Source organism: Pseudomonas sp. S2_H01 (assembly GCF_054668305.1).
Window position 1 is genome coordinate 2,664,338 of sequence record NZ_CP162756.1, and the last position, 25,947, is coordinate 2,690,284.

Sequence of the window (25,947 nt, forward strand, 5' to 3'; positions counted from 1 at the left end):
GATATGCATCGCAATACCTAAAACTAGAAAAAGCCAACAACACACAATTTCCAGGAGCTTGATTCATGTCCATTCGCCGTTACGCGCTGGCCGCTCTCGCCAGTGCCGTGTTTGCCGGTTCCGCCGTTGCCAAGGATTTCACGCTGCTGAACGTGTCCTATGACCCGACCCGCGAGCTGTATCAGGACTACAACGCCGAATTCATCAACTTCTGGAAAAAATCCCACCCGGACGACACCGTCAAGATCAACCAGTCCCACGGTGGCTCGGGCAAGCAAGGCCGTTCGGTCATCGATGGCTCGCCTGCTGACGTGGTAACGCTGGCCCTGGCCGGTGACATCGATGAGATCGCCAAGCTGGGCAAGACCCTTCCGGCTGACTGGCAGACCAAGCTGCCGGACGCCAGCACGCCGTACACCTCGACCATCGTGTTCCTGGTGCGCAAGGGCAACCCTAAGGGCATTCACGACTGGGGCGACCTGATCAAGGATGGCGTGTCGGTCATCACACCGAACCCTAAAACCTCGGGCGGTGCACGTTGGAACTTCCTCGCGGCCTACGGCTATGGCCTGAAATCCGGCGGTGGCGATGAAGCCAAGGCCAAGGAATACATCGGCAAACTGTTCAAGCATGTGCCTGTGCTGGACACCGGTGCGCGCGGTTCGACCATTACCTTCGTCAACAACGGTCAGGGCGACGTGCTGCTGGCGTGGGAAAACGAAGCATTCTTGGCGCTGAAAGAAGACGGCGGTGCGGACAAGTTCGACATCGTCGTGCCTTCGCTGTCGATTCTGGCCGAGCCTCCGGTCGCCGTCGTCGAGAAGAATGCCGAGAAGCATGGCACCACCGAAATCGCGACCGAGTACCTCAAGCACCTGTACAGCAAGGAAGGTCAGGAAATCGCGGCGAAGAACTTCTACCGTCCACGTGACAAGGAAGTGGCCGCCAAGTATGAGAAGCAGTTCCCTAAACTGAACCTGCTGACCATCGACAAGGACTTCGGCGGCTGGAAATCGGCTCAACCGAAATTCTTCGACGATGGCGGGATTTTCGACCAGATCTACATCCCGCAGTAAGAGGGGCGGGCTGGGCGTAGCGCTCTTGTAGGAGCCGGCTTGCTGGCGAAGGCGTCCTCTGCGACGCGGCCTGGGTGACTGACTCGCTGCTATCTTCCGGATGTGGCCCAGACCAAGCTCAGTCCTACAGGAGATGCCGTGGCGGACAATGAGTTTTCTGATAGATTTTCCGCCGCGCGCCTACATCGGAATCAAACGACCCGGACCCGTTCCGGGTAACGTGTGTTAACCAAGGACACTTATGTCTCGACGCATATCCCCCGTCATACCCGGCTTCGGGCTGACGCTGGGCTACACCTTGGTGTATCTCAGCTTGATTGTGCTGATACCGCTGGCGGCCATGTTCATTCATGCCTCTCAACTGAGCGCCGCCCAATTCTGGAACATCGTGACCGCACCGCGCGTGCTGGCCGCCCTCAAGCTGAGCTTCGGCACCGCGTTCTATGCCGCAATCATCAACGGCATCATCGGTACGCTGCTGGCCTGGGTGCTGGTTCGCTACACCTTCCCGGGGCGCAAGATAATCGACGCGATGATCGACCTGCCGTTTGCGCTGCCTACCGCCGTTGCCGGTATTGCGCTGACCGCGCTGTACACCCCGACCGGTCTGGTGGGCCAGTTTGCCGCCGATCTGGGCTTCAAGATCGCCTACACGCCGCTCGGCATTACCCTGGCCCTGACCTTCGTCACGCTGCCCTTCGTGGTGCGTACAGTGCAGCCGGTGCTGGCCGATATTCCCCGCGAAGTCGAGGAGGCCGCAGCCTGTCTGGGCGCGCGCCCGATCCAGGTGTTTCGCTACATTCTCGTGCCGGCGTTGCTGCCTGCCTGGCTGACCGGCTTTGCGCTGGCGTTCGCGCGAGGTGTGGGCGAGTACGGCTCGGTGATTTTCATCGCGGGCAACATGCCGATGAAGACCGAAATCCTGCCGCTGCTGATCATGGTCAAGCTCGATCAATACGACTACGCCGGCGCAACGTCCATCGGTGTGCTGATGCTGGTGGTGTCCTTCATTCTGTTGCTGCTGATCAACCTGCTGCAGCGACGCATCGAAACCCCTAACTGAGGAGGCGCACGTATGTCCGGTCCATCGCTTATTGCCGCTTCCTCCGCCAATGCTGCCCGTCGTGGCAGCGCGGTGTCGCGGCGCATTCTGATTGGCCTTGCCTGGCTGGTCTTTGCGTTGTTTTTGTTGTTGCCGCTGTTCGTGGTCGTCAGTCAGGGCCTGAAAAACGGTCTGGGCGGATTTTTCACGGCGATTCTTGAGCCGGATGCGCTCTCGGCGCTCAAGCTCACGGTCTATGCCGTGTTGATTTCCGTGCCGCTGAACGTGGTATTCGGTGTCGCGGCCGCTTGGTGCGTGAGCAAGTACTCGTTTCGCGGCAAAGCGATTCTGGTCACGCTGATCGATTTGCCGTTCTCGGTTTCGCCGGTCATCGCCGGTCTGGTCTACATCCTGATGTTCGGCGCCCGGGGCATCTTCGGCCCCTGGCTGCAGGATCACGACATTCAAATCGTCTTTGCCTTGCCAGGCATTGTGCTGGCGACCATCTTCGTGACCGTGCCGTTCGTGGCGCGCGAGCTGATCCCGCTGATGCAGCAACAAGGCACGCAGGAAGAAGAGGCGGCACGGCTGTTGGGTGCCAACGGTTGGCAGATGTTCTGGCACGTGACCGTGCCCAACATCAAATGGGGCCTGATCTACGGCGTGGTGCTGTGTACCGCGCGGGCGATGGGCGAGTTTGGCGCGGTGTCGGTAGTGTCCGGCCACATTCGCGGCGTGACCAACACCCTGCCGCTGCATGTCGAGATTCTCTACAACGAGTACAACCACGTGGCTGCATTTGCCGTGGCGAGCCTGTTACTGATCCTTGCGTTGTTCATCCTGCTGCTCAAGCAGTGGAGCGAAGCGCGCATTAGCCGTCTGCGCCAAAGCGCGGCGGAGGAATAATTCATGTCGATCGAAGTCCGTAACGTCAGCAAGAACTTCAACGCCTTCAAGGCCCTCAACAGCATCAATCTGGATATCCAGAGTGGCGAGCTGGTGGCGTTGCTGGGTCCGTCCGGCTGTGGCAAGACCACGCTGTTGCGCATTATTGCCGGGCTGGAAACGCCGGATCAGGGCAGCATCGTCTTCCACGGCGAAGACGTATCCGGTCACGATGTCCGTGATCGCAACGTCGGTTTTGTGTTCCAGCACTACGCGTTGTTCCGCCACATGACGGTGTTCGATAACGTCGCGTTCGGCCTGCGGATGAAGCCGAAAAACCAGCGCCCGACCGAAAGCCAGATCGCCGCCAAGGTCCATGAGCTGCTCAACATGGTGCAACTGGACTGGTTGTCGGATCGCTATCCGGAGCAGCTGTCCGGCGGTCAGCGTCAACGTATTGCGCTGGCACGCGCACTGGCCGTGGAGCCAAAGGTGTTGCTGCTGGATGAGCCGTTCGGCGCGCTGGACGCCAAGGTGCGTAAAGAACTGCGCCGCTGGCTGGCGCGTCTTCACGAAGACATCAACCTGACGTCGGTGTTCGTGACCCACGACCAGGAAGAGGCCATGGAAGTCGCCGACCGGATCGTGGTGATGAACAAGGGCGTGATCGAGCAGATCGGCTCGCCGGGCGAGGTCTACGAGAACCCGGCCAGCGATTTCGTCTATCACTTTTTGGGTGACTCCAACCGTCTGCACCTGGGCGAAGACAACCACGTGCTGTTCCGCCCGCACGAGGTATCGTTGTCGCGTCATGAAGTGGAAGGGCATCACGCGGCCGAAGTGCGCGACATTCGGCCCTTGGGTGCGACAACACGCGTGACGCTGAAGGTCGAGGGGCAACCGGACCTGATCGAAGCGGAAGTGGTGAAGGACCACGACAGCCTGATCGGACTGGCCCGCGGGGAGACGTTGTTCTTCAAGCCGAAGGTCTGGCAGAAGGTCGAGAGTATCTAAGTCGGTTCTGGCCGAGCGCGCTCCTACAAAAAGGCTGTGTTTGCTACACAGCCGCCTTCTTCAAATTCCGTTTGTGAGTGCGCCCCACCTTCCCTTCGATGTTGTTCTGCAACTTCTTGCGCATCCCCATCAGAAAGGCGGCTTCGGCCACCACGAACAGCGGGCCGATGATCAACCCTGTGATGTCGTCGACGAACGCGGGTTTGCGACCTTCGTAATAATGTCCCACGAACTGGATCACCCAGCCGACCACGAACAGACCGACGCCGGAGCTGAGCCAGACCAGCGTGCTCTGTTGCGCCAGGTGCGCGCCAATCCACAGAAACAGCGCCAGCACGACGCCCATGGCAACGCCAAACGGTCTGTCCAGCCGCAGGTAGAACAACGTGGCCGCCACGGTGGCCAACAAGGCGGGTGATAGCCACAGCTCGCCCAGCGACCAGCTGCTCCAGCCCGGCCGTGACAACAGCACGGTCACCGCCAGAACAATCAGCGGGACGCCGACGAAGTGGGTGAGGATATTTCGCGTATCACGGTGGTACGCCGCGTACTGGCTGAGGTGATCGACGAGGTTTTTCATTGTTATTCCTCCCTTGATGCGTGGATCATGCCGCTGATTTTTCCGGCCGGGCCACCTGAAGGCTCAGCCTGCAATAAAACGCCAGTGAGAAAAAGGAGATTCACATGACGAATGGAACCCAATGGCGCTCATGGTTAGACAACGACAAATGGTTCAGCGGGTTGCCCGGCTCCTTGCAGGATAGCCTGCTGACCGTCATGCGGCAGCGGCGCGTGACGCCCGGCAAGCGGGTTTTCGAATCCGGCGCCCCGGCCTGCGGGTTGTACGCGTTGCTCGACGGTTCAATCCGCTTCAACGACCCTGATAGCCAACAACAATGGCGACCTCAGCCAACGCCGGTACGGCCTTACTGGTTCGGCGAAGTTTCGCTGTTCGACGACCTGCCCCGTCAGCACGATGCCTACGCCGAAGACCAGATCATCCTGTTGCACATCCCTCAGGCTCCGCTTGAGGCGTTGCTGCAGGCCCATCCGCATCACTGGCGCGGGTTCAGCCAGTTGCTGGGGCGCAAGTTGGGGCTGGCGGTGCCGCATCCCGATGAGGTGACGCTGATGCCGACCGACGAGCGCGTCGCGTTCCGTCTGCTGCTGCTCACCGAAGGGTACGGCGACATGAATCGATCCGTGCGCGTCGTCTCGATTCGCGACGTGCTGTCCAGGCGTCGGTTGGGGCTGGCGCCTGAGGTGGTCGACCGGGTGATTGCGCAGTTTGCCGAGCGCGGCATTCTGCGGCGGGATCACGACTCCATCTGCATCCTCGATACCGACCGGCTGCGCAAGGCGGCGTTGCACCGTCTCACACCCTTGCTCGCCTGATCAGCGAATCATGCTGTCGCGGTACTGACTGGGTGTCATGCCGGTCCAGCGCTTGAACGCCCGACTGAAACTGCTGGTATCGGCAAACCCCAGCAGGTAGGCGATTTCGCCCAGTGAGCTGCCGGGATCGCGCATGTGCTGCAGCGCCAGATTCTGTCGGCACTGATTGAGCAGCAGGTCGTAGCTGCAGCCTTCGTCCGCAAGGTGTCGCTGCAAGCTGCGCAGGCTCAGATGAAGGTGCTGGGCGATGCGTTCCGCCGACGGCTCGCCTTCCGGGAGTTGTGTCTCGATAGCGCCGCGCACCTTGCGTTCCCACGTCAGTGGGTTGAGTTTTTCGAGGGCGCGGTCGAGCACGGCTTCGTTGTGCTCAGCCAGTTCAGGGTTGGCGTCGTCCAAGTGGCTGTCGAAATCGGCGCAGGCGAACTCCAGCAGGTTTTCCGGTGCGCCGAAAAACAGTGGCGCGCGAAACACGTCATGCCAGGGTTTCGGGTCTGCCGGTTCTGGCCGCACCAGATGCACGGCGAGCGGTGCGTAATGACGCCCCAATCGGTTTCGACAGGTGCGCACGTAGATCGCTGCAAAGGCGTCCATGGCCTCATTGGCCGGCATCGGTCCGCCTTCCGGCACGCGGAAGCGAAACTCATAACGGTCGCCCACGCGCTCAAAACTCAGGTCCAGCGCGTCGCTCACCACCGGGTGATAACGCACGATGCGCTCGAACACTTCTCGAAGCGAGCCGCTGGCCACCAGCGCGTAGCCGAGTGCGTGAAAGGTCGTCGGACTGACGAAGCGCGACACCCGCAAGCCCAAGGCCGGGTCGCCACTGGCCTGCACCGCCAGTTGCCACAAACGCGTGGTGACGGTGACCGGGTAGCGCGCGTTTGGATCGTCCATCAATTGCGGATCGAGGCCCGCAGCCTGACTCAACGCGAGACTGTCGAGGCCGAGGGCGTCGAGTTGCTTGCGCAGGGCGCGGGTCCAGCTGGCGAGAATACTCGGCTCAGGCATACAGATTGGCGCTTCCGGTCAACAGGTTGGCGTTCACGGCCGGGCGGCTTCACGCCGCGTACGGCACAGTGAAGCAGTGGTTTCACGTTGAAACATATTTCAATAATAAAACCGGAGAATGGAAGCATGCACAACACTTCTGCAAGTGCTGCCGGACTGAATGCGCAGCAGCGATCAGCGCATATTCGCGCGGTGGTGATGGCGCATGGCAACGCCCTGCGCGAGCGCTACCCGATCCTCGCCCATCAAGACGCAATCGGAGCCGGCATTCTGGTCTTTGCACTGGCGGGCATGCTCGGCAGCGCAGCGCTCTATCTCGGCGGCTACATGGCCTGGTGGGTGTGCCTGCTGCTCAACGCATTCTTCGCCTCGCTGACCCACGAGCTTGAGCACGACCTGATCCACAGCATGTATTTCCGCAAACAGCGTGTGCCGCACAACCTGATGCTGGCGCTGGTGTGGATGGCGCGGCCGAGCACCATCAATCCCTGGATTCGTCGGCATTTGCACCTCAACCACCACAAAGTGTCCGGCACCGAGGCCGACATGGAGGAGCGCGCCATCACCAACGGCGAGCCTTGGGGCATCGCGCGGCTGCTGATGGTGGGCGATAACGTGATGTCGTCGCTGATTCGAATGCTGCGGGCGAAAACCTGGGCGCATAAGTTCAGCATTCTGAAACGCACGTTGCGGGTGTACGCACCGCTGGCGTTGCTCAATTGGGGCGCGTGGTATGTGTTTCTCGGGTTTCACGCGGCCAACGGGATCGCCAGCCTGATGGGTACGTCCGTCGACTGGTCGGCCAACACCCTCGCGGTCATGCAGGTGATCGACATCGCGGTGGTCGTGATCGTCGGGCCCAACGTGCTGAGAACCTTCTGTCTGCATTTCGTCAGTTCGAACATGCACTACTACGGCGATGTTGAGTCCGGCAACGTGATGCAGCAGACCCAAGTGCTCAACCCTTGGTGGCTGTGGCCGCTTCAGGCGTTCTGCTTCAACTTCGGCAGTACCCACGGCATTCATCACTTCGTGGTGAAGGAGCCGTTCTATATCCGCCAGATGACCGTGCCCGTGGCGCACAAGGTGATGGCCGAGATGGGGGTGCGGTTCAATGACTTCGGGACGTTCGGTCGGGCGAACCGGTTTGCGACGCTCCATGCAGCAGAAGGAAAAAACGCACTCAAGCCCGTACGCGGTTGAACCTGTAGGAGCGAATTCATTCGCGAAAGGTGTGACGGCCGATAGACGTTTATCGGATGCACCGGCGTCTCGGGAATGAATTCGCTCCCACAGGGCGAGGTGCTCGGCTGCGAAACTTTTCCACCATAAAAATTTCTGTAACAACCCTCTCGTATTCTCCACTCATCCCCGGCGAGCTGGGGGCAGACAGCGTGATTTCTCAGGGCTACTCCTTAAGGCAGGGGGTGGCCCTCTTTTTTTGCAGCGCTGTCGCACTGAGAGTGCGGCATATGATTTTCGGTTATTAATAAATATCTTCTTATTCTTTTTCGAATATATGTCCCTTCCCTATACTCGCCGCCATGAACGCAAAAATGCAGGAGGCGAAGGCCATGCATAACGAATCGATCCGTTACCTGATCGTGCCAGGCTGGCAAGGATCTGCCGACGACCATTGGCAAACGCACTGGCAGAACAGCCTGCCCAACAGCGTGCGCGTGGAACAGGCTGACTGGCTTAAACCCCGCCGTGAGGACTGGGTTGGCGAGCTGCAACGCGTGATCGCGGCCGACAGCTCCCCGGTGATTCTGATCGCCCACAGTCTGGGCTGCGTGACCGTCGCGCATTGGGCTCAGCTGGCTCCACTGGACACCCTGCGTCAGGTGCGCGGCGCGTTGCTGGTGGCGCCTGCCGATGTCGAGCGTGCGAACTGCCCGCCTGCCCTTCGCAACTTTGCGCCGGTGCCCGAGCACCTGTTGCCGTTCCCGAGCCAAGTGGTCAGCTCCGACAATGACTCCGCCGTCAGCGCCTTGCGTGCCATGGAGATGGCCCGTAACTGGGGCGCCGAAATCGGCATTCTCAGCGGTGCCGGGCACATCAACGTCAAGTCCGGGCACCAACGCTGGGAGCAAGGTTTTGCTTACCTGTACCGCTTGCAAGGTCGTATCGAGCAATCGGCCCGGCGTCGTGCCTGAACACCTGTTCATCACCGCTTTTTTGGCCGCAGCGAACGCACAGGCGCTGCGGCCTTTTTTTTAACGCTCAGGTCGATGGAAGCCTTGGGCGGGAGACTGCCATGAGCCATTCCACCCCTTTGAATCAAACACCGACTCAGTCGCTGCTGACCTTCCCCGACGCTGAAAAAAGCCCTTTGAGCATCCGCGCCAAGGCCTTGGTGTTCATCGATCCTCGCTCCCGCCGATTGCGCGAAGAAATGGAGCAGTTGGCGCCACTGGATTTGCCGGTGTTGATTCGGGGCGAGCCGGGTACGGGTAAGGAACTGTTGGCGCGGCACATCCACCGAGGCAGCGACCGTTCCGGCTTGTTCGTGTCCGTGAACTGCGGGGCAATCAGTCCGACCTACGCCGATGCCGAGCTCTTTGGTTATGCCGCGGGCGCTCACAGTGGGTCGGTCAGCAGCCGAGCCGGCTGGTTCGGTTCCGCGACGGGCGGGACGTTGTATCTGGACGAAATCGCGGACCTTGCGCTGTCGATCCAGATCAAGTTGCTGTCTGCGCTGGAAAACCATGAAGTCACGCGGGTAGGGGCGCAGCAGCCAACTCCCGTAGACGTGAGACTCGTGGCCGCGACCAGCATCGACCTCAGCCTGGCCGTGGCCGCCGGTAAGTTTCACGAAAGGCTGTATCGCTACCTCAGCGAGGGGCGACTGGACTTGCCGTCACTGCGTGAGCAACCGGGCAACATCTTGCCGTTGGCGGAGTATTTTCTTGGGATCTACAGCCAGCGTCTGGACTTCGACATGCCGCTGATCAGCGAGGCGGCGCAGCAGGTGCTGGAAGCGCACTACTGGCCCGGCAACACGCGAGAGCTGGAGAACGTTATTCACTTCGCCTTGCTGGTGAGCAGCGGGGCGGAAATCCTTCCTGAACACCTGAATTTGCCAGGAAAACGCTGAGCCGCTTTTGTAGGCGCGCGCTTGTTGTGGGCCGCATCCAGACGATTGCCGTATTTCAGCCACATAAATGTCACTGCCATACCGCAATCGCGGGCAAGCGCGCGCCTACAAAGGCTTGTACCGGGGGTGAAAGCCGCAATCTAGACGCCTATTCCGGGGTAGGCTGCTGGCAAAATGCTTTCTGAGAACCAAAAAGCATAAACATCCGACGAAAAAGTATTGTCTCGGAATAAAAAATCTCGGTAATGTCCGCTCCAGCCGCCACCCTGCCAAGGGTCGTACCCGCGGCACTATCGAGACAGAGTTGCCCACAAGGCGACCGGATTTTTCCTAAGGAAATCGCATGAAAAAGACGTTGTTGTTCACCGCACTGGCGGCTGCCCTCTCCATCGGCGCGGCGCACGCCGGCGAGAAACTCGTAGTCGGTGCCACTCCGGTCCCGCACGCTGAGATCCTCGAGCTGATCAAACCTGAGCTGGCCAAAGAAGGCGTGGACCTGGAAATCAAAGTCTTCACCGACTACGTGCAGCCCAACGTTCAATTGAACGAGAAACGTCTGGACGCCAACTACTTCCAGACCAAGCCGTATCTGGATGGCTTCAACAAGGGTAAAGGCGCAACGCTGGTGACTGGCGTTGGCGTACACGTCGAACCGTTCGGCGGTTACTCGAAGAAGTACAACTCGCTGGCTGAGCTGCCAGAAGGCGCAACCATTGCCATTCCTAACGAAGGCAGCAACGCCGGTCGTGCGCTGTTGCTGTTGCAGAAAGCCGGTCTGATCACCCTGAAGAACCCGACCGATGCGCTGGCGACCCCGAAAGACATCGCCACCAACCCCAAGAAATTCAAATTCCGCGAACTGGAATCGGCAGTACTGCCGCGCGTTCTGGATCAGGTCGATCTGGACATGATCAACACCAACTACGCGCTGGAAGCCAAGCTGAGCCCGAAAAAGGACGCTCTGATTCTGGAAGGTTCGGACTCGCCGTACGTGAACTACCTGGTGACCCGTACCGACAACGCCCACACCGACGCGATCGAGAAGCTGTCGAAGGCGCTGACCAGCCAGCAAGTCAAAGACTTCATCAACAAGAAGTATGACGGCGCGGTATTGCCAGCGTTCTGATTGAAGGGATCGATGTGATCCAGGATTGACGAGTAACCTTTGGGAGCGAATTCATTCGCGAAAAGTGGGCAGGGCCATCGGAATGTACCGGCCTGACTAACCTCTCGCGAATAAATTCGCTTCCACAGTTATTGCAGCGTCCGGGATCAGCGACCCACGTTTCTCACGCCGACGGCTTGTACCTGCGTCGGCGTTTTTGCATGGGTGCCTAGGGCGCGGCGCAGAGCGATGAGCAGTTTCACGTTGTCTTCATGCGCTTTTTCATGCGAATGGTCGTTATCGTTGCCGCGTACTGGCATGGCGAATCCTCTCTTGCTTCTCATCCCTGACATCGGTTCGTTCGCAGGCAGTGCCTTGCTGCGAGATGCGGAATAGACAGCAAGCATGCACTTCGGGTTCTCGCCCAATGATAAGAATTTGGTATCGGTCCGGTTACGGATAATGGCATTGAGCTGGCCCTAGTTCTTTCAGCGCTATCCATATGCTCTAACGATATTTAAATTTCTGTTCTTATAGCTATAAAGTTCCGACACCTAAGCCCTATGCCATTTCTGGAGTCGGAGTTCTCATGCCAGCAGCCTCCCAAGCTTCCTTGTCCGCCCAAGTGCCGGATCAACAGTTCGATGTGCGTCCATTCGCCGAAAAGGTGGGCGCGGAAATCGTCGGCCTGGACCTGTCCCGCCCGCTGAATGACGCCGACTTTGCCCGCGTGCACCGTGCGCATCTGGATTACCACGTCGTGGTGTTCCGCGATCAGCAGATCACCCCGCAGCAACAGATCGATTTCAGTCGCCGTTTCGGCGTGCTGCAGATTCACGTCCTCAAGCAGTTCCTCCTCGCCAACCACCCGGAAATCCTGATCGTCTCCAACATCGTCGAGAACGGTGAGCCGGTGGGTTTGGGTGATGCCGGAAAATACTGGCACTCGGATCTGTCCTACAAGGAGCTGCCAAGCCTCGGTTCGATGCTTTATGCCCAGGAGCTGCCAAGCGAAGGCGGCGACACGCTGTTCGCCGACATGCACCTGGCGTGGGACACCTTGCCTGAGCACCTGCGTAAAGCGGTCGAAGGGCGTAGCGCGGTCCACAGTTACACCTCCCGTTATCGCGATGGCCGTAACGCCGAAAACTGGCGTCCGACGCTCAGCGCCGAGCAGCTGGCGCAAGTGGCCGTCGTCAGCCACCCGATTGTGCGGACCCACCCGGAAAACGGGCGCAAGGCGCTGTTCGTCAGCGAGGGTTTCACCACCCACATCGTCGGTCTGCCCGAGGACGAGAGTCAGCAGATACTTAATGAGCTCTACGCGCACAGCGTTCGTCCCGAAGGCGTCTACCGCCACACGTGGCAGGAAAACGACATGGTGTTCTGGGACAACCGTTCGCTGATTCACCTAGCCGGCGGTACACCCGATCACCTGCGCCGCCGACTGCACCGCACCACCATCCAGGGCGATGCGCCGTTCTGATTCACGCCGCCTCGATTCCGGCAGCCCTTATTCAGGAGCCCCGTTCCATGAACGCTGTTCTGCAAAGCCACACGGCTAGCGATCGCTTGAATGCGCAACAGGCCAATCAGCCTACCGCTGAAGCGCTGTTGCAAGTCCAGGGCGTAAGCCTTGAATACCGCACGCCGGAACGCGTAGTGCGGGCCACTCATCAAGTCAGTTTCGAAATCGATCCTGCTGATCGTTTCGTGTTGCTCGGCCCTTCGGGGTGCGGCAAGTCGACCCTGCTCAAAGCGGTTGCGGGTTTTATTCAGCCCAGCGAAGGGCAGATTCGTCTGGCCGGTCAGCAGGTCAAGGAACCGGGTCCGGACCGCATCGTGGTGTTTCAGGAGTTCGACCAGCTTCCGCCGTGGAAGACGGTGATCGAGAACGTCATGTTTCCGCTGCTGGCCTCACGCACGCTCAAGCGCCGTGAAGCCGAAGAGCGCGCGCGGCATTACCTGGAAAAGGTGGGTTTGAGTGCCTTCGCCAACGCCTATCCGCACACGTTGTCGGGGGGTATGAAAGCCCGTGTCGCGATTGCCCGCGCCCTGGCGATGCAACCGAAAATTCTGCTGATGGACGAGCCGTTCGCGGCCCTCGACGCACTCACCCGTCGCAAGATGCAGGAAGAGTTGCTGGAGCTGTGGGAAGAGGTGCGTTTCACGCTGCTGTTCGTCACCCACTCCATCGAAGAGGCGCTGGTGGTGGGCAACCGGATTTTGCTGCTGTCGCCACATCCGGGGCGTGTCCGCGCCGAGATCAACAGCCATCAGTACGACCTGAAAAGCCTGGGCGGCGTGGATTTCCAGCGCTCGGCACAACGCATCCACAACCTGTTGTTCGACGAGGGTGACGTGCCTGCGGTCGAGCAGGATCTGCGGTTTCAGGATATTCGTATCGCGTATTAGCACATGCGCCCCCTTGTAGGAGCGCGCTTGGTCTGGGCCGCATCCGGGCGATTGCGGCGGTTCTGTGACCTTGATGTCGCCTGACACGACCCAATCGTCCGGATGCGGCCCAGACCAAGCGCGCTCCTACAGGGGGTGGGTCGACTTAAAAAGAGATTTCCAAAATGAGCCTTTCACCCCCAATCCGCGAGGAGTACGAAGTCGCGCTGGAGCCTTTCACTCAGGAAGACCTGGCCCGCGACATTCCTCTGGCACAACGCATCTGGCAACTGAGCTGGGTGCGAAAGAGCGTGATTCTGATCGCCCTGGCGGTGATCTGGGAAATTGCCGCGCGCATTCAGGGCAACGACTTGCTGCTGCCCAGCTTCCTGCAAACCGCCCAGGCTTTTGCCGACGGCGTCGTCTCAGGCGAGCTGCTGGCCAAGGTCTGGATTTCCCTGACCGTGCTGGTCAAGGGCTACCTGATCGGCATCGTTCTGGCCTTCGGTCTGACCACGCTGGCGGTGTCCACGCAGTTGGGCCGCGACCTGCTCGGCACGCTGACGGCGATGTTCAACCCGTTGCCGGCTATCGCGCTGTTGCCGTTGTCGCTGCTGTGGTTTGGCCTGGGCGAGAACAGCCTGATCTTCGTGCTGGTGCATTCGGTGTTGTGGGCCTTGGCGCTGAACACCTACGCCGGATTTCTCGGTGTCTCGGAAACCCAGCGCATGGCCGGTCGCAACTACGGCCTCAAGGGCTTGCGCTTTGTCTGGTACATCCTGATTCCGGCGGCACTGCCGTCGATTCTGGCGGGCCTGAAAATCGGCTGGGCGTTTGCCTGGCGCACCCTGATCGCCGCCGAACTGGTCTTCGGCGCGTCGTCGGGCAAAGGCGGGCTTGGGTGGTACATCTTCCAGAACCGCAATGAGTTGTACACCGACAAGGTGTTCGCGGGCCTGGCAGCGGTGATCATCATCGGTCTGCTGGTGGAAAACCTGCTGTTCAGCAATGTCGAGCGTCTGACCGTAAAACGGTGGGGCATGCAGCGCTGATCGCTCATCAGAACAATATTTCGCTGAGTGGACCGGACCGCCGGACATGAAGCTTTCCAACACTTTTCGCGTTTATTGTGAGGATTCTATGGGGACTTCATCCAAATACCCGGTGCTGACCGCACTGGCAGCCACGGTCGGTCTGGTCGGCGCGCTGTTGAGCACAGGCGCTCATGCCGAGGGCAAGATCAGCATCGCCCAACAGTTCGGGATCGGTTATCTGATTCTCGATGTGGTGCAACAGCAGAAGCTGATCGAGAAGCACGGCAAAGAGCAGGGCATCGACATCAAGGTCGACTGGAACAGCATTTCGGGCGCCACCGCCATGAACGAAGCGCTGCTGGCCGGGGCGCTGGACGTGGTGTCGGCAGGCGTGCCGCCGATGCTGACCATCTGGGACCGCACCAAGGGCAAGCAGAACGTCAAAGCCATCGCCTCGCTGGGCTCGATGCCTAACTACCTGCTCAGCAACAAACCGGACGTGAAGACGATCAACGACTTCACCGATAAAGATCGCATTGCCGTTCCTGCGGCAGGCGTGGGCTTCCAGTCGCGGACCTTGCAGATCGAAACGGCCAAGCTGTTCGGGAACGACAACTACAAGAAATTCGACAACATCTCCGTCAGCCTGCCGCATCCGGACGCCACCTCGGCGCTGATCGCGGGCGGTTCAGAAATCAGCGCGCACTTCTCGAGCCCGCCGTTCCAGTATCAGGAGCTGGAAAACCCGAACGTGCACAAGGTGCTGAGTTCTTACGACGTGCTTGGCGGTCAGGCGACATTCAACGTGCTTTACACCACGCAGAAATTCCACGACGAGAACCCGAAGACCTATAAAGCCTTCTACGACGCGCTGGTCGAAGCCGAGAAGATCATCAAGGCCGACAAACCAGCAGCGGCGAAGACGTACATCGAGGTCGAGAAATCCAAGCTGCCGCTGCCGTTGGTGGAAAAGATCGTGTCCGATCCTGAAATCGACTTCACCGTCGTGCCGCAACGCACCTACATCTATGCCGAGAAACTGCATGAGATTGGCGTGCTGAAGAACAAGGCTGACAGCTGGAAGGATTTCTTCTTTGAAGAAGCCCATGGTGGTGCGGGGAGCTGATCCATTGGCCTGCTGCAAAACGTGAAGGTGGAGCCGGTTTGGTGCGGGGGGCGTTTGGACGAATGCGTGGGTTCAGCGATATCAATGTTGAATGACCCACCGCATTCGCCACCGTCGTAACCTCCGGCAGCTCCTACAGGGGATTTTCATCCGGCGTAAATCTGGTGGAGGTCATCGGATCGGTGTCCGACGTACATACGACGGCGAGTACGAATCCGCGTTCGACGCGGGATGCGCTCCTACATGACCATCGTCCTGTGTTCGGGCTCAATCCGGCCAATGCCACGCCGGTTCATCCAGCATCCCCTGTCCGACGATGCCCGTCTGTCCCAGCGTCTTCTCCAGCACGATGCAGTTGCACTCGGGGTCTTGCTCCAGAGCGGCGATCAGGCGGCTGGCGTGGGACACGACCCACACCTGACAACGTTGTGATGCACGCATGATCAGTCTGGCCAGTGCGGGCAGCAGGTCGGGGTGCAGGCTGGTTTCCGGTTCGTTGAGCACCATCATGGTCGGCGGACGCGGGGTCAGCAACGCGGCAATCAGTAACAGATAGCGCAGCGTACCGTCCGATAACTCCGCAGCGGATAACGGCCGCAGCAATCCCTGTTGATAAAACTCCAGTGCGAACAACCCGCCGGCCTGCGCGTTGATTTGCACCCGCGCGCCGGGGAAGGCGTCGCTGATTGCAGCATCCAGCGCTTCGGGTTCACCAATCTCACGAATCGTTTGCAGCGCGGCCGCAAGATCCCGGCCGTCGTGATGCAGCACGGGCGTGCGAGTGCCCAGTTGCGCCTTGCGTGCCGGCGCGTCGGCATCGCTGCGAAAGTGATCATAAAATCGCCAGCCGCGAATGCTTTCGCGCAATTGCAGCACTTCCGGTGATGAGCGCAGGTTGCCGACTTGATCGAACAGGCTGTCGAAGGTCGGAGTGTGTTGCGCCAGGACGTCCCAAATGCGGCCTTCACGCGTACGAATCATCGGGCCTGCGCGATCCACCAGCAGGCTGGCCGGGCGATACGGCGAGCCCGCCCAGATGCACTCGCGCTTGATCTCTGGATCAAGGCCGAATGCCGTGTTGGCCGTTGGGGGTGGCGGCAGTCCCAGTGAGATGGCATAGCTGAAGTCCGCCGCTGCAAAACCCAGACGCAATCGCACGACCTCTTTGCGTGGACCGCCTTGAATGTCCACCTCGCCATTGCGCATGCGTCGGCTGATGCTTTCCGGGCCGGCCCAGAAGGTGGATTTCAGCCCGCCTTCCCGGGCGAGCGCGCTGATGACGCCACCCTGAGCGGTTTCCGCCAGCAAACGCAGCGCCCGATACAGATTGGATTTGCCGCTGCCGTTGGGGCCGGTGATCAGATTCAGGCGTGCGAGGGGCACGACCAGCGTGTTGATCGAGCGGTAGTTGGCGACGGCCAAAGTGGTGAGCATCGAGCTTCCCTTGCTGCGTGCGTATGCAGGCGATGAACAGGTTCGAAGGAGTTTAGCGGTGTGAGGAACCCTGATCTACGCTCACAGTCGCATGATCACATCATGACGGCGCTCGGCAGCGTGGTGTAGGCAAAGGCATTGGCACAAGGAGCTTGCATGCCCGCTCAACCCTTGGTTCTTCATAACCGCTTGATGTCTCTAGGACTTGGTCTGTGCCTGACACTGCTGTTGGGCTGCGGGAAGGAAAAGCCCGCCGATCCGGCGCTCCCGCGCGTGCAGGTGCAAGACGTCAAAACCGCCGAGTTTGCCGCTGCCGTCTCGCTGACCGGCGATATCCAGGCTCGCGTACAGACGCAGCTGTCGTTTCGTGTTGGCGGCAAGATCATTCAGCGGATGGTCGATGTCGGTGATCGCATTACCGCCAAACAAGTGCTCGCCAAACTGGACCCCAAGGATTTGCAGACCAGTGTCGATTCGGCCATCGCGGCTGAAGCTGCCGAGCAGGCGCGTGTCAAACAAACCGCCGCCGCGTTTGTCCGCCAGCAAAAACTCCTGCCTAAAGGCTATACCAGCAAAAGTGAATACGACTCGGCCCAAGCGCAATTGCGCAGCAGCCAGAGCGCACTTAAAGCCGCTCAGGCGCAACTGGCCAACGCGCGTGAGCAGTTGGGATACACCTCGTTGATCGCCGATGCGCCGGGGATCATTACTGCGCGGCAGGCGGAGGTCGGTCAGGTGGTGCAGGCCACCATGCCGATCTTCAGCCAGGCCCGTGACGGCGAGCGCGACGCCGTGTTCAACGTCTACGAGTCACTGTTCGTTCAGCCGCCGACCGACCAGCCGGTGGAAGTCACGCTGCTGGACAATCCGACTATCAAAGCCACCGGCAAGGTGCGCGAGGTGACGCCCGCTGTTTCGGCGCAGACCGGGACGTTGCAAGTGAAGATCGCCTTGAGTTCGTTGCCCGAAGGGATGGATCTGGGGTCGGTGGTCAGCGCGGCGCTGACCGTCCCGGCGAAACAGAGCGTCGAGCTGCCGTGGTCCGCACTCACCAAAGGGCTGGGCGATCAGCTAGGTAAACCGGCTGTGTGGGTGGTCGATGATCAGAATAAGGTCAGCTTGAGAGGCGTCACGGTCGGGCGTTATCTCACGGGGAAAGTGATCATTGTCGATGGCCTGAACGCTGGCGAAAAAGTGGTGGTGGCGGGCACTCAACTGCTGCACCCCGACATGCAGGTGGAAAGGGTCGTTGCCTATAAGAACCTGACGGGGGATTCGCAATGAAGCGCCTGTCACTGATGGTGCTTTCGGGCCTGATGCTTGGCGCTTGCAGCAAGGAAGAGCCGCCAACTGAGCCCGTGCGCCCGGTGCTGTACATGGAGGTCAAAGCGCAGGCGACTGAGAATCTCGGGCGTTTCGCGGGCAACATCGCTGCCCGTTACGAAAGTACGCTGGGTTTTCGGGTGTCGGGGCGCATCGCGTCGCGCAGCGTCGATGTCGGCAGCGAGGTCGAGAAAGGTCAGTTACTGGCGACACTCGATCCCACCGACCTGCAGAACCAGTTGCGCTCGAGTCAGGGCGACCTGGCGCGCGTCGAGGCTCAGTACATCAACGCGCAGGCCAACGCCCGACGCCAGCAGGAGTTGTTTGATCGAGGCGTCGGTGCGCAGGCAGCGCTCGACGTCGCGGTCACCGATCTGAAGACCACCCAGTCATCCTTCAATCAGGCGAAGGCCTCGGTGCAACAGGCTCAGGACCAGTTGAGCTACAGCGAATTGCGCACCGATCACGCGGCTGTAGTCACCGAATGGAAGGCCGAAGCGGGCCAAGTGGTCAGCGCGGGTCAGCAGGTCGTGACGCTGGCGCGGCCGGACATCAAGGAAGCCGTCATCGACCTGCCAGCGCCCTTGGCCGAGCAACTGCCGCAGGATGTGGTGTTCAAGGTCGCCAGCCAGCTTGAGCCGGACATCAACACCACGGCGACGCTGCGTGAACTGGAGCCTCAAGCCGAGGCCTCCACCCGCACTCGCCGCGCCCGTCTGACGCTGGCAGACACGCCCGCCGCGTTCCGTTTGGGCACGGCCATCAGCGTCACGCTCAGCTCCGCGATCGAGCCACGCATCGAACTGCCGGCGAACGCGTTGCAGGAAGTCGACGGCAAGACGCAGGTCTGGATCGTCGACATGCAGAACCAGACGGTCTCGCCGCACCCCGTCAACGTCCTCAGCCGAGGCGACGACACCCTTGTCGTCTCTGGCGTCAAGGGCGGCGAGCGTGTGGTCACCGCCGGTGTAAACAGCCTCAAGCCGGGGCAGAAAGTCAAAGTCGATAAGGACAGCCCACGATGAAAGGGACGTTCAACCTCTCCGATTGGGCGCTCAAGCATCAATCCTTTGTCTGGTACCTGATGTTCGTCGGCCTGCTGATGGGCGTGTTTTCGTACATGAACCTGGGGCGTGAGGAAGACCCTTCGTTCACCATCAAGACCATGGTGATTCAGACCCGCTGGCCCGGCGCTACGGTCGATGAAACCCTGAGTCAGGTCACGGACCGCATCGAGAAAAAACTCGAAGAACTGGATTCCCTCGATTACGTGAAGAGCTACACACGACCGGGCGAATCGACGGTGTACGTCTACCTGCGCGATACCACCAGCGCCGAGGCCATCCCGGACATCTGGTATCAGGTGCGCAAGAAGATCGACGACATTCGCGGCACCTTCCCCCAAGGGATTCAGGGGCCTGCGTTCAACGATGAATTCGGTGACGTGTTTGGCTCCATCTACGCGTTCACTGCCGATGGCCTGACGCTTCGGCAACTGCGTGACTACGTCGAGCAGGTCCGGGTGCAGATCCGCGATGTGCCGGGGCTGGGCAAGGTCCAGATGATCGGCCAGCAGGACGAAGTGATCTACCTGAATTTCTCCACCCGCAAACTGGCGGCACTGGGGCTGGATCAGCGTCAGGTCGTGCAGAGCCTGCAGTCGCAGAACGCGGTGACGCCTGCGGGTGTGATCGAGGCCGGGCCCGAGCGGATCTCCGTACGAACCTCCGGACAATTCCAGTCTGAAAAAGACCTCGAGGCCGTCAACCTGCGGCTCAACGATCGTTTCTACCGGCTGAGCGACATTGCCGAAATCAGTCGCGGCTATGTCGATCCGGCGAAACCGGAGTTCCGTTTCAACGGCAAAACCGCGATCGGTCTGGCCATTGCGATGAAGAAGGGCGGCAACGTCCAGGCGTTCGGTAAGGACCTGCACGCACGGATGGATCAGGCCACGGCAGACCTGCCCGTCGGCGTGGGCGTGCACAACGTCTCGGATCAGGCGCAAGTGGTCGAGAAGGCCGTTGGCGGCTTCACCAGCGCGCTGTTCGAGGCCGTGATCATCGTGCTGGTCGTCAGCTTCATCAGCCTGGGTGTGCGCGCCGGACTGGTGGTCGCCTGTTCGATTCCGCTGGTGCTGGCGATGGTCTTCGTGTTCATGGAATACAGCGGCATCACCATGCAGCGGATCTCGCTGGGCGCCCTGATCATCGCGCTGGGTCTTTTGGTAGATGACGCGATGATCACGGTGGAGATGATGGTGTCGCGCCTGGAGCTGGGCGACACCAAAGAGCAGGCCGCGACCTTTGCCTATACGTCGACGGCCTTTCCGATGCTGACCGGTACGCTGGTAACGGTGGCGGGTTTCGTGCCCATCGGCCTCAACGCCAGCTCGGCAGGTGAATACACCTTCACGCTGTTTGCGGTAATTGCCGTGGCGATGCTGGTGTCTTGGGTGGTTGCGGTGCTGTTCGCGCCGGTGATCGGCGTGCACATCCTCAGCGACAAGATCAAAAAGCACGAACAGAAGCCGCCTGGGCGCATCGCTCGCGCCTTCAACGGTTCGATGTTCTGGGCCATGCGGCATCGCTGGCTGGCGATCGGCATTACCATTGCGCTGTTTGCGGTGTCGCTGTTTTGCATGCGCTTCGTGCAGAACCAGTTCTTCCCGTCGTCGGACCGGCCGGAAATCCTGCTGGACCTCAACCTGCCGCAGAACGCCTCGATCAATGAGACGCGCAAAGCGGTGGACAAGCTGGAGGCGATGATCAAGGACGACCCGGACATCGTTCGCTGGAGCACGTACATCGGCCAGGGTGCGGTGCGTTTCTACCTGCCACTGGACCAACAACTGGAAAATCCTTACTACGCGCAACTGGTGATCGTCAGCAAAGGGCTGGAGGAGCGGGGTGCGCTGATCGACCGTTTGAGAAAGCGGCTGCGTGAAGATTTCGTCGGCATCAGCGCCTACCTTCAACCACTGGAAATGGGGCCTCCGGTGGGACGACCGATTCAATACCGCGTCAGTGGTGACAACATCGACAAGGTCCGTCAGCACGCCATCGAGCTGGCGACGCTGCTTGATCAGAATCAGCACATCGGCGAGATGATTTACGACTGGAACGAGCCCGGCAAAGTCCTGCGCATCGACATCAATCAGGACAAGGCCCGGCAGCTCGGGTTGTCGTCGGAAGACGTGGCGCGACTGATGAACAGCATCGTCACCGGGGCCAACGTGACCCAGGTGCGCGATGACATTTACCTCATCAACGTCGTCGGCCGGGCCGTGGATGCCGAGCGTGGCTCGCCGGAAACCCTGCAGAACCTGCAGATCGTGACGCAAAATGGCGCTTCGATTCCGCTGCTGGCGTTCGCCAATGTGCGGTATGAGCTGGAGCAGCCGCTGGTCTGGCGACGGGACCGCAAACCGACGATCACGCTCAAGGCGGCAGTGCAGGGCGAGATTCAGCCGACCGATCTGGTCAAACAGTTAAAGCCGGAAATCGACAAGTTCGCCGCCGGCCTGCCAGTCGGCTACAAGGTCGCCACTGGCGGTACGGTGGAAGAAAGCGGCAAGGCCCAGGGCCCGATCGCCAAGGTCGTGCCATTGATGATCTTCCTGATGGCGACGTTCCTGATGATCCAGCTGCACAGCGTGCAGAAGATGTTCCTCGTCGCCAGCGTCGCGCCGCTGGGCTTGATCGGCGTCGTGCTGGCGCTGGTGCCGACCGGAACGCCCATGGGCTTCGTGGCGATTCTCGGCATCCTCGCGCTGATCGGCATCATCATCCGCAACTCGGTGATCCTGGTGACGCAGATTCACGAATACGAAGTGGCGGGCTATTTGCCTTGGGACGCCGTGGCCGAAGCCACCGAACATCGTCGTCGGCCGATTCTGCTCACGGCGGCGGCGGCGAGTCTGGGCATGATCCCGATTGCCCGAGAAGTGTTCTGGGGCCCGATGGCGTACGCCATGATCGGCGGGATCATCATCGCCACGCTGCTGACATTGCTGTTTCTGCCTGCGCTGTACGTGGCCTGGTACAAGATCAAGGAGCCGACCCAGGAGCAGCGCGAGAAGGCTGAGGCCGAGAAGCAGAAGCACACGCAAGACGAGGGTGATTCAGACGCGCAGCCTGCGGCGGAGTGAACGGATGAGCGGGCCCTGTGTGGCCCGCTCTACCGTCGGCCGTTGGGGCTATTCTTCAGGCGCGTAGACCACTTTGAAGTCTGCAAACTCAGCGGGGCCAAAGCTCGGGTTCTGATACTTGGGGTTCAACGCCTTTTCAGCTTGGGTCGCTGCTCTAAAGGCGATCGATGCGATGTTCTTCTCGGCGATCGCCGGAAACATGATTTCCTGCGTGACCCACTCTGCGGTCGTGTAGACAAATGCACCACTGATTGTCGGGTCTAGCCCACCCTCCGTGTTTTGCCAGACGATACCGATCACGCACATGACTTCCGGGTTTGTGGCGTTGTCCGGCGCCTTGACCCTAAAGGTAACCCGCAGCGGCATAGGCTTGTACGCGAAGGTCTGGATGATGCCAAGCCCTTCCGGCAGCACGATGCTATTGCCATCGTTCTGACCGATGTAGCGCGGGGGAGACGGCGGTTTTTCTGGTTGAGACTGCCAGGGCGGCAGTTGCGCATGAATGAAATTTCCATTTCTGATGAGGGTGTCCATGAGTTTCGCTCGTTGTTTATGTTCATTCGTTGAATAGAACGCTGAGCATAAAATCAAGCCTCACGCCGAGATACTGTCACTTTTGACACTGCTTAGACTTCTTCGAAGTCAGCACAACGACTTCAGGTTATAAAGGGCGCTGCGCTTTTTCAGCTTTAATCACCCTTAGGCCTTTCGCCACACACTGGCCAACCACGGCTGCTGCTCCCGTGGCAGCCCTTCAGGCCGGTAGTAATGCTCCACTTCGACAAATCCGGCGTCGGTCAGCAGCGCGCTCCATGATTCGAGGTCGTGAAAGGAGCCATAGCGTTCCCCCTTCCAGCCTTCCTGATTATCGCCACGCGGATTGGAGCTGAATAACACGCCGCCGGGTTTCAAGGCGGCTCTCAACTCGCGCAGCACACGCGGGAGTTCCTGACGCGGGACATGAAACAGCGAGGCGTTGGCAAAGATGCCGTCGAAGCGTCCGGCAGGCAGGTCGAGTTCCAGAAAGTTCTGGTGCAACACCTCGCATCCGCTGTCCGCGCGGGCCATCTCGGCGAAACGTTCCGAGCCATCTAGCCCGGTTGCGATGTGTCCCATGGCCGTGAGCGTCTGCAAGTCCCGGCCTGGCCCGCACCCGAAATCCAGAATCTGAAACGGCGCAAGACCCTGAATATTACGCAGCAGCGCATCGATGTTCTGACTGACATCGTGATCCCGCGTCCCTTCGCGGAAGCCTTCGGCGACGGCGTTGTAGTTACCCAGCGTGGTGGTAGTGATCTGGGCGAGGTCCTGCGGGTCGAGTTTCATCATGCGGCCGTTTGAGCGAGGAAAGCCGCCAATATACCCCTGCTCAGGTTCTGGGCAATCGCCCAGGAGAAAAACCCCTAACCCGTTTCAGCACGGAGGCCATGGGGTTAACCGCGACCCTGCGTCTGCCCGGAGGCGGGTTGGCCGCGATCCCCCTTTTGCTCACAGGATGTAGGAGCGTGGCTTGTCCCGCGATCTGCCGGGAACCGGCAGCAAAACCGGAGAACGAGGTGTTCCTGATACAACGCGGCGTCTGGATTTACTGCCGCTTCGCGCCAGATCGCGGGCAAGCGACGCTCCTACGGCCTGCGGCCAGAATCAAGAGCCCGAGGTCTTGCCGCAATCCTGCTTGTGCCCGGAGGGCGTAGGAGCGCGCTTGCCCGCGATCTGGCGCGAAGCGGCAGCAGAATCGGTCGACGCGGTTTGCCTGAACGATCAAGGGAGGCTGGGTTTACTGCCGCTGCGCGCCAGATCGCGGGCAAGGTGGAGCGCCACCCCGGTCGCTCCTACGGCCTGCGGCCAGAATCAAAACAGACGGTATACCGTCAGATAAAAATCCGGCGTCTACAGCGGCCCTGCTTCTGTCCGAAGGCCGTGGGGTTGGCCGCGATCCCGCTTCTGCCCACAGGGCGTAGGAGCGTGGCTTGTCCCGCGATCTGGCGCGAAGCGGCAGCAGATTGGGTCAACGCGGTTTGCCTGAACGATCAAGGGGGCTGGGTTTACTGCCGCTGCGCGCCAGATCGGGGGGCAATGAGTAATGTTCAGCGCTTAGCAAGAACCAGATCGACGACTTCATTGATGGTTTCGATCTGCTCCCAGTCTGCGAGACGTGGGTCCAGCTTATAGCGCCACTTCACCTGCATCATGAAGCAGGTGATGTCGTCATCTATGATGTCGAAATCTTTGATGAAGTTGGTTTGAGCCGATACCGCTTCGCGTGGAATGAAGCCGATGATCGAGACGAAGAGTTCGATGATCCGTTGGGTCAGCTCGTCTCGATTTGCTTCAGCGTCCATTTTTAGCCTCATACGCGCACAGTCCTATGCTCACCAGATCAAATACCGCTAATCCGGCCGCTACGAAAGGAATTCCTCTTCCAATTACACCGAAGACTCTTACCGTACCGAAGGTGGCTTTGGCCATTCTGGCGACTGTGGGTTGCCTTATGAGAGTACGCGGAAAAAAGCGCATGCCGACCAGGCTGGCGATGTTGGTCGTCTTGCTAGAACCGGTGTGGACCCAAGCCCCGACCGCTGTTTTGCTGATCGGGATGCCCGCAGTGGAGACTATTGCCGTAGCCACCGTAAGCCCATAGTGTTCTTTCGTGCAATTCCAGAGCGTTTCGAATGTAGTGTCCGGAAGCGTAGTGTCCGCAATGCGCATACCGCTAATAACTTCCAGCCCGGGGCCCCCGTTTACCCAGGATTGTGGAGGCAATATCAACGTAACCGGACAGGAGGTCATGATCGAGCTCTGGAGGTTGAACCTCACCAAGCTAGGTGAGCCTAGATCGACTCCGTTGGATTTCAGCTGGTGAAACTCACTGAAAACAGCCTCCGATAGATCCTTCTCTTCCATCTGTCAGTCACTAAACCAGTAAAAGTGGCCCGAGACTAGCGGGTTTGATGTCACTGTTTTTTGCTTCGAAGCAAAATGGAGCGGTCCTACCTTGGGAGCTGATTATTCCTACGCAATCACCGCTTGTTCAACCGCACCGCCAGCCTGTCCCCGCCCAGCTGAATCACAGCCACCAGCACCACCAGCACCACCAGCAGCACGATCACCGTGAGCATCACTTGCGTGTCGAAACGTTGATAGCCATAGCGGTAGGCGATGTCACCCAGGCCGCCTGCGCCGATGGCGCCTGCCATGGCCAAGGAGTTGATCATGGTCACCAGGGTGATGGTGAAGCCGCCGACAATCCCGGGCAGCGCTTCGGGCAACAGCACGTGCCAGACGATGTGCCAGCGGCGGCAGCCCATGGCTTGGGCGGCTTCGATCAGGCCGTGGTCCACTTCCCGCAAGCTGACTTCAGCGATGCGCGCGAGGGCGGCGAGTTCCTGGGCGGCAGCAAGCGCTTGGGCATCGTTACGCAGAACGGTGGCGGGCAGCAACGGGGGAGCAATGTCCAGGGTGTGCTGGACAGGCAGAGCGCTCAGTTCAGTCATGGTGGTGACCTGCACGAGCGAGAGCACGGGGATAGGGGTGCTTGACCATTCGAACCTCGAATCAAAACCGCAATGGCGGCAGATAACTAGCGATGGTCCGGTGGTCCGGTGCATATACCCTAAGCGTGTATAAAAATTAAATAAACTAGCATTTAGGAATAAGCATAGAAGGTTGGAGGCGGATTCGATGGCCGTTCACGCGGTTTGCGCATACGCCAGGCATGAGCTGAAAACCAGCATGAGGATCACGTATTTGACGACAGGTTTGCAGCGCATGGCGAACGCCTCCTGAAGGGTTTCTCCGAGGCTAGCAGCCCTGTTTTCCCTCGACCTGAGCGTATCTGTAGGATCGGTTGCTCGATGCTGTGGG

The 25,947-nt window shown here is 59.9% G+C and carries 22 protein-coding genes and 2 pseudogenes; 16 read left to right on the forward strand and 8 right to left on the reverse strand.

What is annotated here, in order from left to right:
- Nucleotides 1–65 precede the first annotated feature (65 nt).
- From AB4N84_RS11805 to AB4N84_RS11820, 4 genes are all read left to right on the forward strand, one after another.
- The gene (locus tag AB4N84_RS11805) at nt 66–1,076 is read left to right on the forward strand and encodes a sulfate ABC transporter substrate-binding protein (protein ID WP_074752460.1); all 1,011 of its coding nucleotides are present in this window, start codon (nt 66–68) and stop codon (nt 1,074–1,076) included.
- A 241-nt stretch (nt 1,077–1,317) separates the two neighbouring features.
- On the forward strand, nt 1,318–2,139 hold the full coding sequence (gene cysT / locus AB4N84_RS11810; protein WP_074752459.1) for a sulfate ABC transporter permease subunit CysT: 822 nt from the start codon (nt 1,318–1,320) through the stop codon (nt 2,137–2,139).
- A 12-nt stretch (nt 2,140–2,151) separates the two neighbouring features.
- A complete protein-coding gene (gene cysW, locus AB4N84_RS11815) occupies nt 2,152–3,024 on the forward strand; it encodes a sulfate ABC transporter permease subunit CysW (protein ID WP_460046460.1) in 873 nt (290 codons plus the stop codon).
- A 3-nt stretch (nt 3,025–3,027) separates the two neighbouring features.
- Nucleotides 3,028–4,017 carry a sulfate/molybdate ABC transporter ATP-binding protein gene (locus AB4N84_RS11820; protein ID WP_074752457.1) on the forward strand — a complete coding sequence of 330 codons (990 nt, stop codon included), beginning with the start codon at nt 3,028–3,030 and terminating at the stop codon, nt 4,015–4,017.
- A gap of 43 nt (nt 4,018–4,060) precedes the next feature.
- Here AB4N84_RS11820 and AB4N84_RS11825 read toward each other — a convergent pair whose 3' ends face one another.
- Complete coding sequence (locus AB4N84_RS11825) at nt 4,061–4,597, reverse strand: Mpo1 family 2-hydroxy fatty acid dioxygenase (RefSeq protein ID WP_460046462.1); 537 nt, start codon at nt 4,595–4,597, stop codon at nt 4,061–4,063.
- A 104-nt stretch (nt 4,598–4,701) separates the two neighbouring features.
- Between AB4N84_RS11825 and AB4N84_RS11830 the strand changes: the two genes are divergently transcribed.
- Entirely contained in the window at nt 4,702–5,412 is a 711-nt protein-coding gene (locus AB4N84_RS11830; RefSeq protein WP_460046464.1) for a Crp/Fnr family transcriptional regulator, read from the forward strand.
- Here AB4N84_RS11830 and AB4N84_RS11835 read toward each other — a convergent pair whose 3' ends face one another.
- Entirely contained in the window at nt 5,413–6,420 is a 1,008-nt protein-coding gene (locus tag AB4N84_RS11835; protein ID WP_460046465.1) for an AraC family transcriptional regulator, read from the reverse strand.
- A gap of 126 nt (nt 6,421–6,546) precedes the next feature.
- Here AB4N84_RS11835 and AB4N84_RS11840 point away from each other — a divergent pair, with 126 nt between their 5' ends.
- The 4 genes and pseudogenes from AB4N84_RS11840 to AB4N84_RS11855 all read left to right on the forward strand — a co-directional run bounded on the left by AB4N84_RS11840 (nt 6,547) and on the right by AB4N84_RS11855 (nt 10,643).
- Nucleotides 6,547–7,623: a fatty acid desaturase gene (locus AB4N84_RS11840; protein ID WP_460046467.1), complete on the forward strand. Its 1,077-nt coding sequence runs from the start codon at nt 6,547–6,549 to the stop codon at nt 7,621–7,623.
- Between the two features lie 371 nt (nt 7,624–7,994).
- On the forward strand, nt 7,995–8,576 hold the full coding sequence (locus tag AB4N84_RS11845) for an alpha/beta hydrolase (RefSeq protein WP_460046468.1): 582 nt from the start codon (nt 7,995–7,997) through the stop codon (nt 8,574–8,576).
- 101 nt (nt 8,577–8,677) lie between these two features.
- A pseudogene (locus tag AB4N84_RS11850) lies at nt 8,678–9,505 on the forward strand (sigma 54-interacting transcriptional regulator); the annotation flags it as partial.
- A 355-nt stretch (nt 9,506–9,860) separates the two neighbouring features.
- Nucleotides 9,861–10,643 carry a MetQ/NlpA family ABC transporter substrate-binding protein gene (locus tag AB4N84_RS11855; RefSeq protein WP_460046470.1) on the forward strand — a complete coding sequence of 261 codons (783 nt, stop codon included), beginning with the start codon at nt 9,861–9,863 and terminating at the stop codon, nt 10,641–10,643.
- Nucleotides 10,644–10,789: 146 nt separating this feature from the next.
- Here the strand turns inward: AB4N84_RS11855 and AB4N84_RS11860 are convergent, their stop codons facing one another.
- Nucleotides 10,790–10,942, reverse strand: a complete 153-nt coding sequence (locus tag AB4N84_RS11860) for a hypothetical protein (RefSeq protein ID WP_460046472.1) — start codon at nt 10,940–10,942, stop codon at nt 10,790–10,792.
- A gap of 269 nt (nt 10,943–11,211) precedes the next feature.
- Here AB4N84_RS11860 and AB4N84_RS11865 point away from each other — a divergent pair, with 269 nt between their 5' ends.
- The 4 genes from AB4N84_RS11865 (at nt 11,212) to AB4N84_RS11880 (ending at nt 15,176) form a co-directional block, all read left to right on the forward strand.
- Nucleotides 11,212–12,108: a TauD/TfdA dioxygenase family protein gene (locus tag AB4N84_RS11865; protein ID WP_460046473.1), complete on the forward strand. Its 897-nt coding sequence runs from the start codon at nt 11,212–11,214 to the stop codon at nt 12,106–12,108.
- A 47-nt stretch (nt 12,109–12,155) separates the two neighbouring features.
- Nucleotides 12,156–13,037, forward strand: a complete 882-nt coding sequence (locus AB4N84_RS11870; RefSeq protein WP_074752450.1) for an ABC transporter ATP-binding protein — start codon at nt 12,156–12,158, stop codon at nt 13,035–13,037.
- A 164-nt stretch (nt 13,038–13,201) separates the two neighbouring features.
- Nucleotides 13,202–14,068: an ABC transporter permease gene (locus tag AB4N84_RS11875; protein ID WP_074752449.1), complete on the forward strand. Its 867-nt coding sequence runs from the start codon at nt 13,202–13,204 to the stop codon at nt 14,066–14,068.
- 88 nt (nt 14,069–14,156) lie between these two features.
- Nucleotides 14,157–15,176: an ABC transporter substrate-binding protein gene (locus AB4N84_RS11880; protein WP_460046475.1), complete on the forward strand. Its 1,020-nt coding sequence runs from the start codon at nt 14,157–14,159 to the stop codon at nt 15,174–15,176.
- A 267-nt stretch (nt 15,177–15,443) separates the two neighbouring features.
- On the opposite strand, the gene AB4N84_RS11885 is transcribed toward AB4N84_RS11880, so the two are convergent.
- Complete coding sequence (locus tag AB4N84_RS11885; protein ID WP_460046476.1) at nt 15,444–16,610, reverse strand: AAA family ATPase; 1,167 nt, start codon at nt 16,608–16,610, stop codon at nt 15,444–15,446.
- A 192-nt stretch (nt 16,611–16,802) separates the two neighbouring features.
- On the opposite strand from AB4N84_RS11885, the gene AB4N84_RS11890 reads away from it, so the two are divergent.
- Genes AB4N84_RS11890 through AB4N84_RS11900 form a run of 3 tightly spaced genes read left to right on the forward strand, consistent with a single transcriptional unit; the run spans nt 16,803 to nt 22,083 of the window.
- On the forward strand, nt 16,803–17,894 hold the full coding sequence (locus AB4N84_RS11890) for an efflux RND transporter periplasmic adaptor subunit (RefSeq protein WP_460046998.1): 1,092 nt from the start codon (nt 16,803–16,805) through the stop codon (nt 17,892–17,894).
- Nucleotides 17,891–18,958, forward strand: a complete 1,068-nt coding sequence (locus AB4N84_RS11895; protein WP_460046477.1) for an efflux RND transporter periplasmic adaptor subunit — start codon at nt 17,891–17,893, stop codon at nt 18,956–18,958. Before AB4N84_RS11890 ends, AB4N84_RS11895 begins: the two co-directional genes overlap by 4 nt.
- Nucleotides 18,955–22,083, forward strand: coding sequence for an efflux RND transporter permease subunit (locus AB4N84_RS11900; RefSeq protein ID WP_460046479.1), 3,129 nt, complete (start codon nt 18,955–18,957; stop codon nt 22,081–22,083). The genes AB4N84_RS11895 and AB4N84_RS11900 overlap by 4 nt, the downstream gene beginning before the upstream one ends.
- Nucleotides 22,084–22,131: 48 nt before the next feature.
- Here AB4N84_RS11900 and AB4N84_RS11905 read toward each other — a convergent pair whose 3' ends face one another.
- From AB4N84_RS11905 to AB4N84_RS11920, 4 genes and pseudogenes are all read right to left on the reverse strand, one after another.
- Complete coding sequence (locus AB4N84_RS11905; protein ID WP_460046480.1) at nt 22,132–22,617, reverse strand: hypothetical protein; 486 nt, start codon at nt 22,615–22,617, stop codon at nt 22,132–22,134.
- Nucleotides 22,618–22,782: 165 nt separating this feature from the next.
- Complete coding sequence (locus AB4N84_RS11910) at nt 22,783–23,409, reverse strand: class I SAM-dependent methyltransferase (protein WP_460047000.1); 627 nt, start codon at nt 23,407–23,409, stop codon at nt 22,783–22,785.
- Between the two features lie 761 nt (nt 23,410–24,170).
- A complete protein-coding gene (locus AB4N84_RS11915; RefSeq protein ID WP_460046482.1) occupies nt 24,171–24,425 on the reverse strand; it encodes an acyl carrier protein in 255 nt (84 codons plus the stop codon).
- Nucleotides 24,426–25,103: 678 nt separating this feature from the next.
- Nucleotides 25,104–25,454, reverse strand: a pseudogene (locus AB4N84_RS11920) (ABC transporter permease subunit); the annotation flags it as partial.
- Nucleotides 25,455–25,947: the final 493 nt, after the last annotated feature.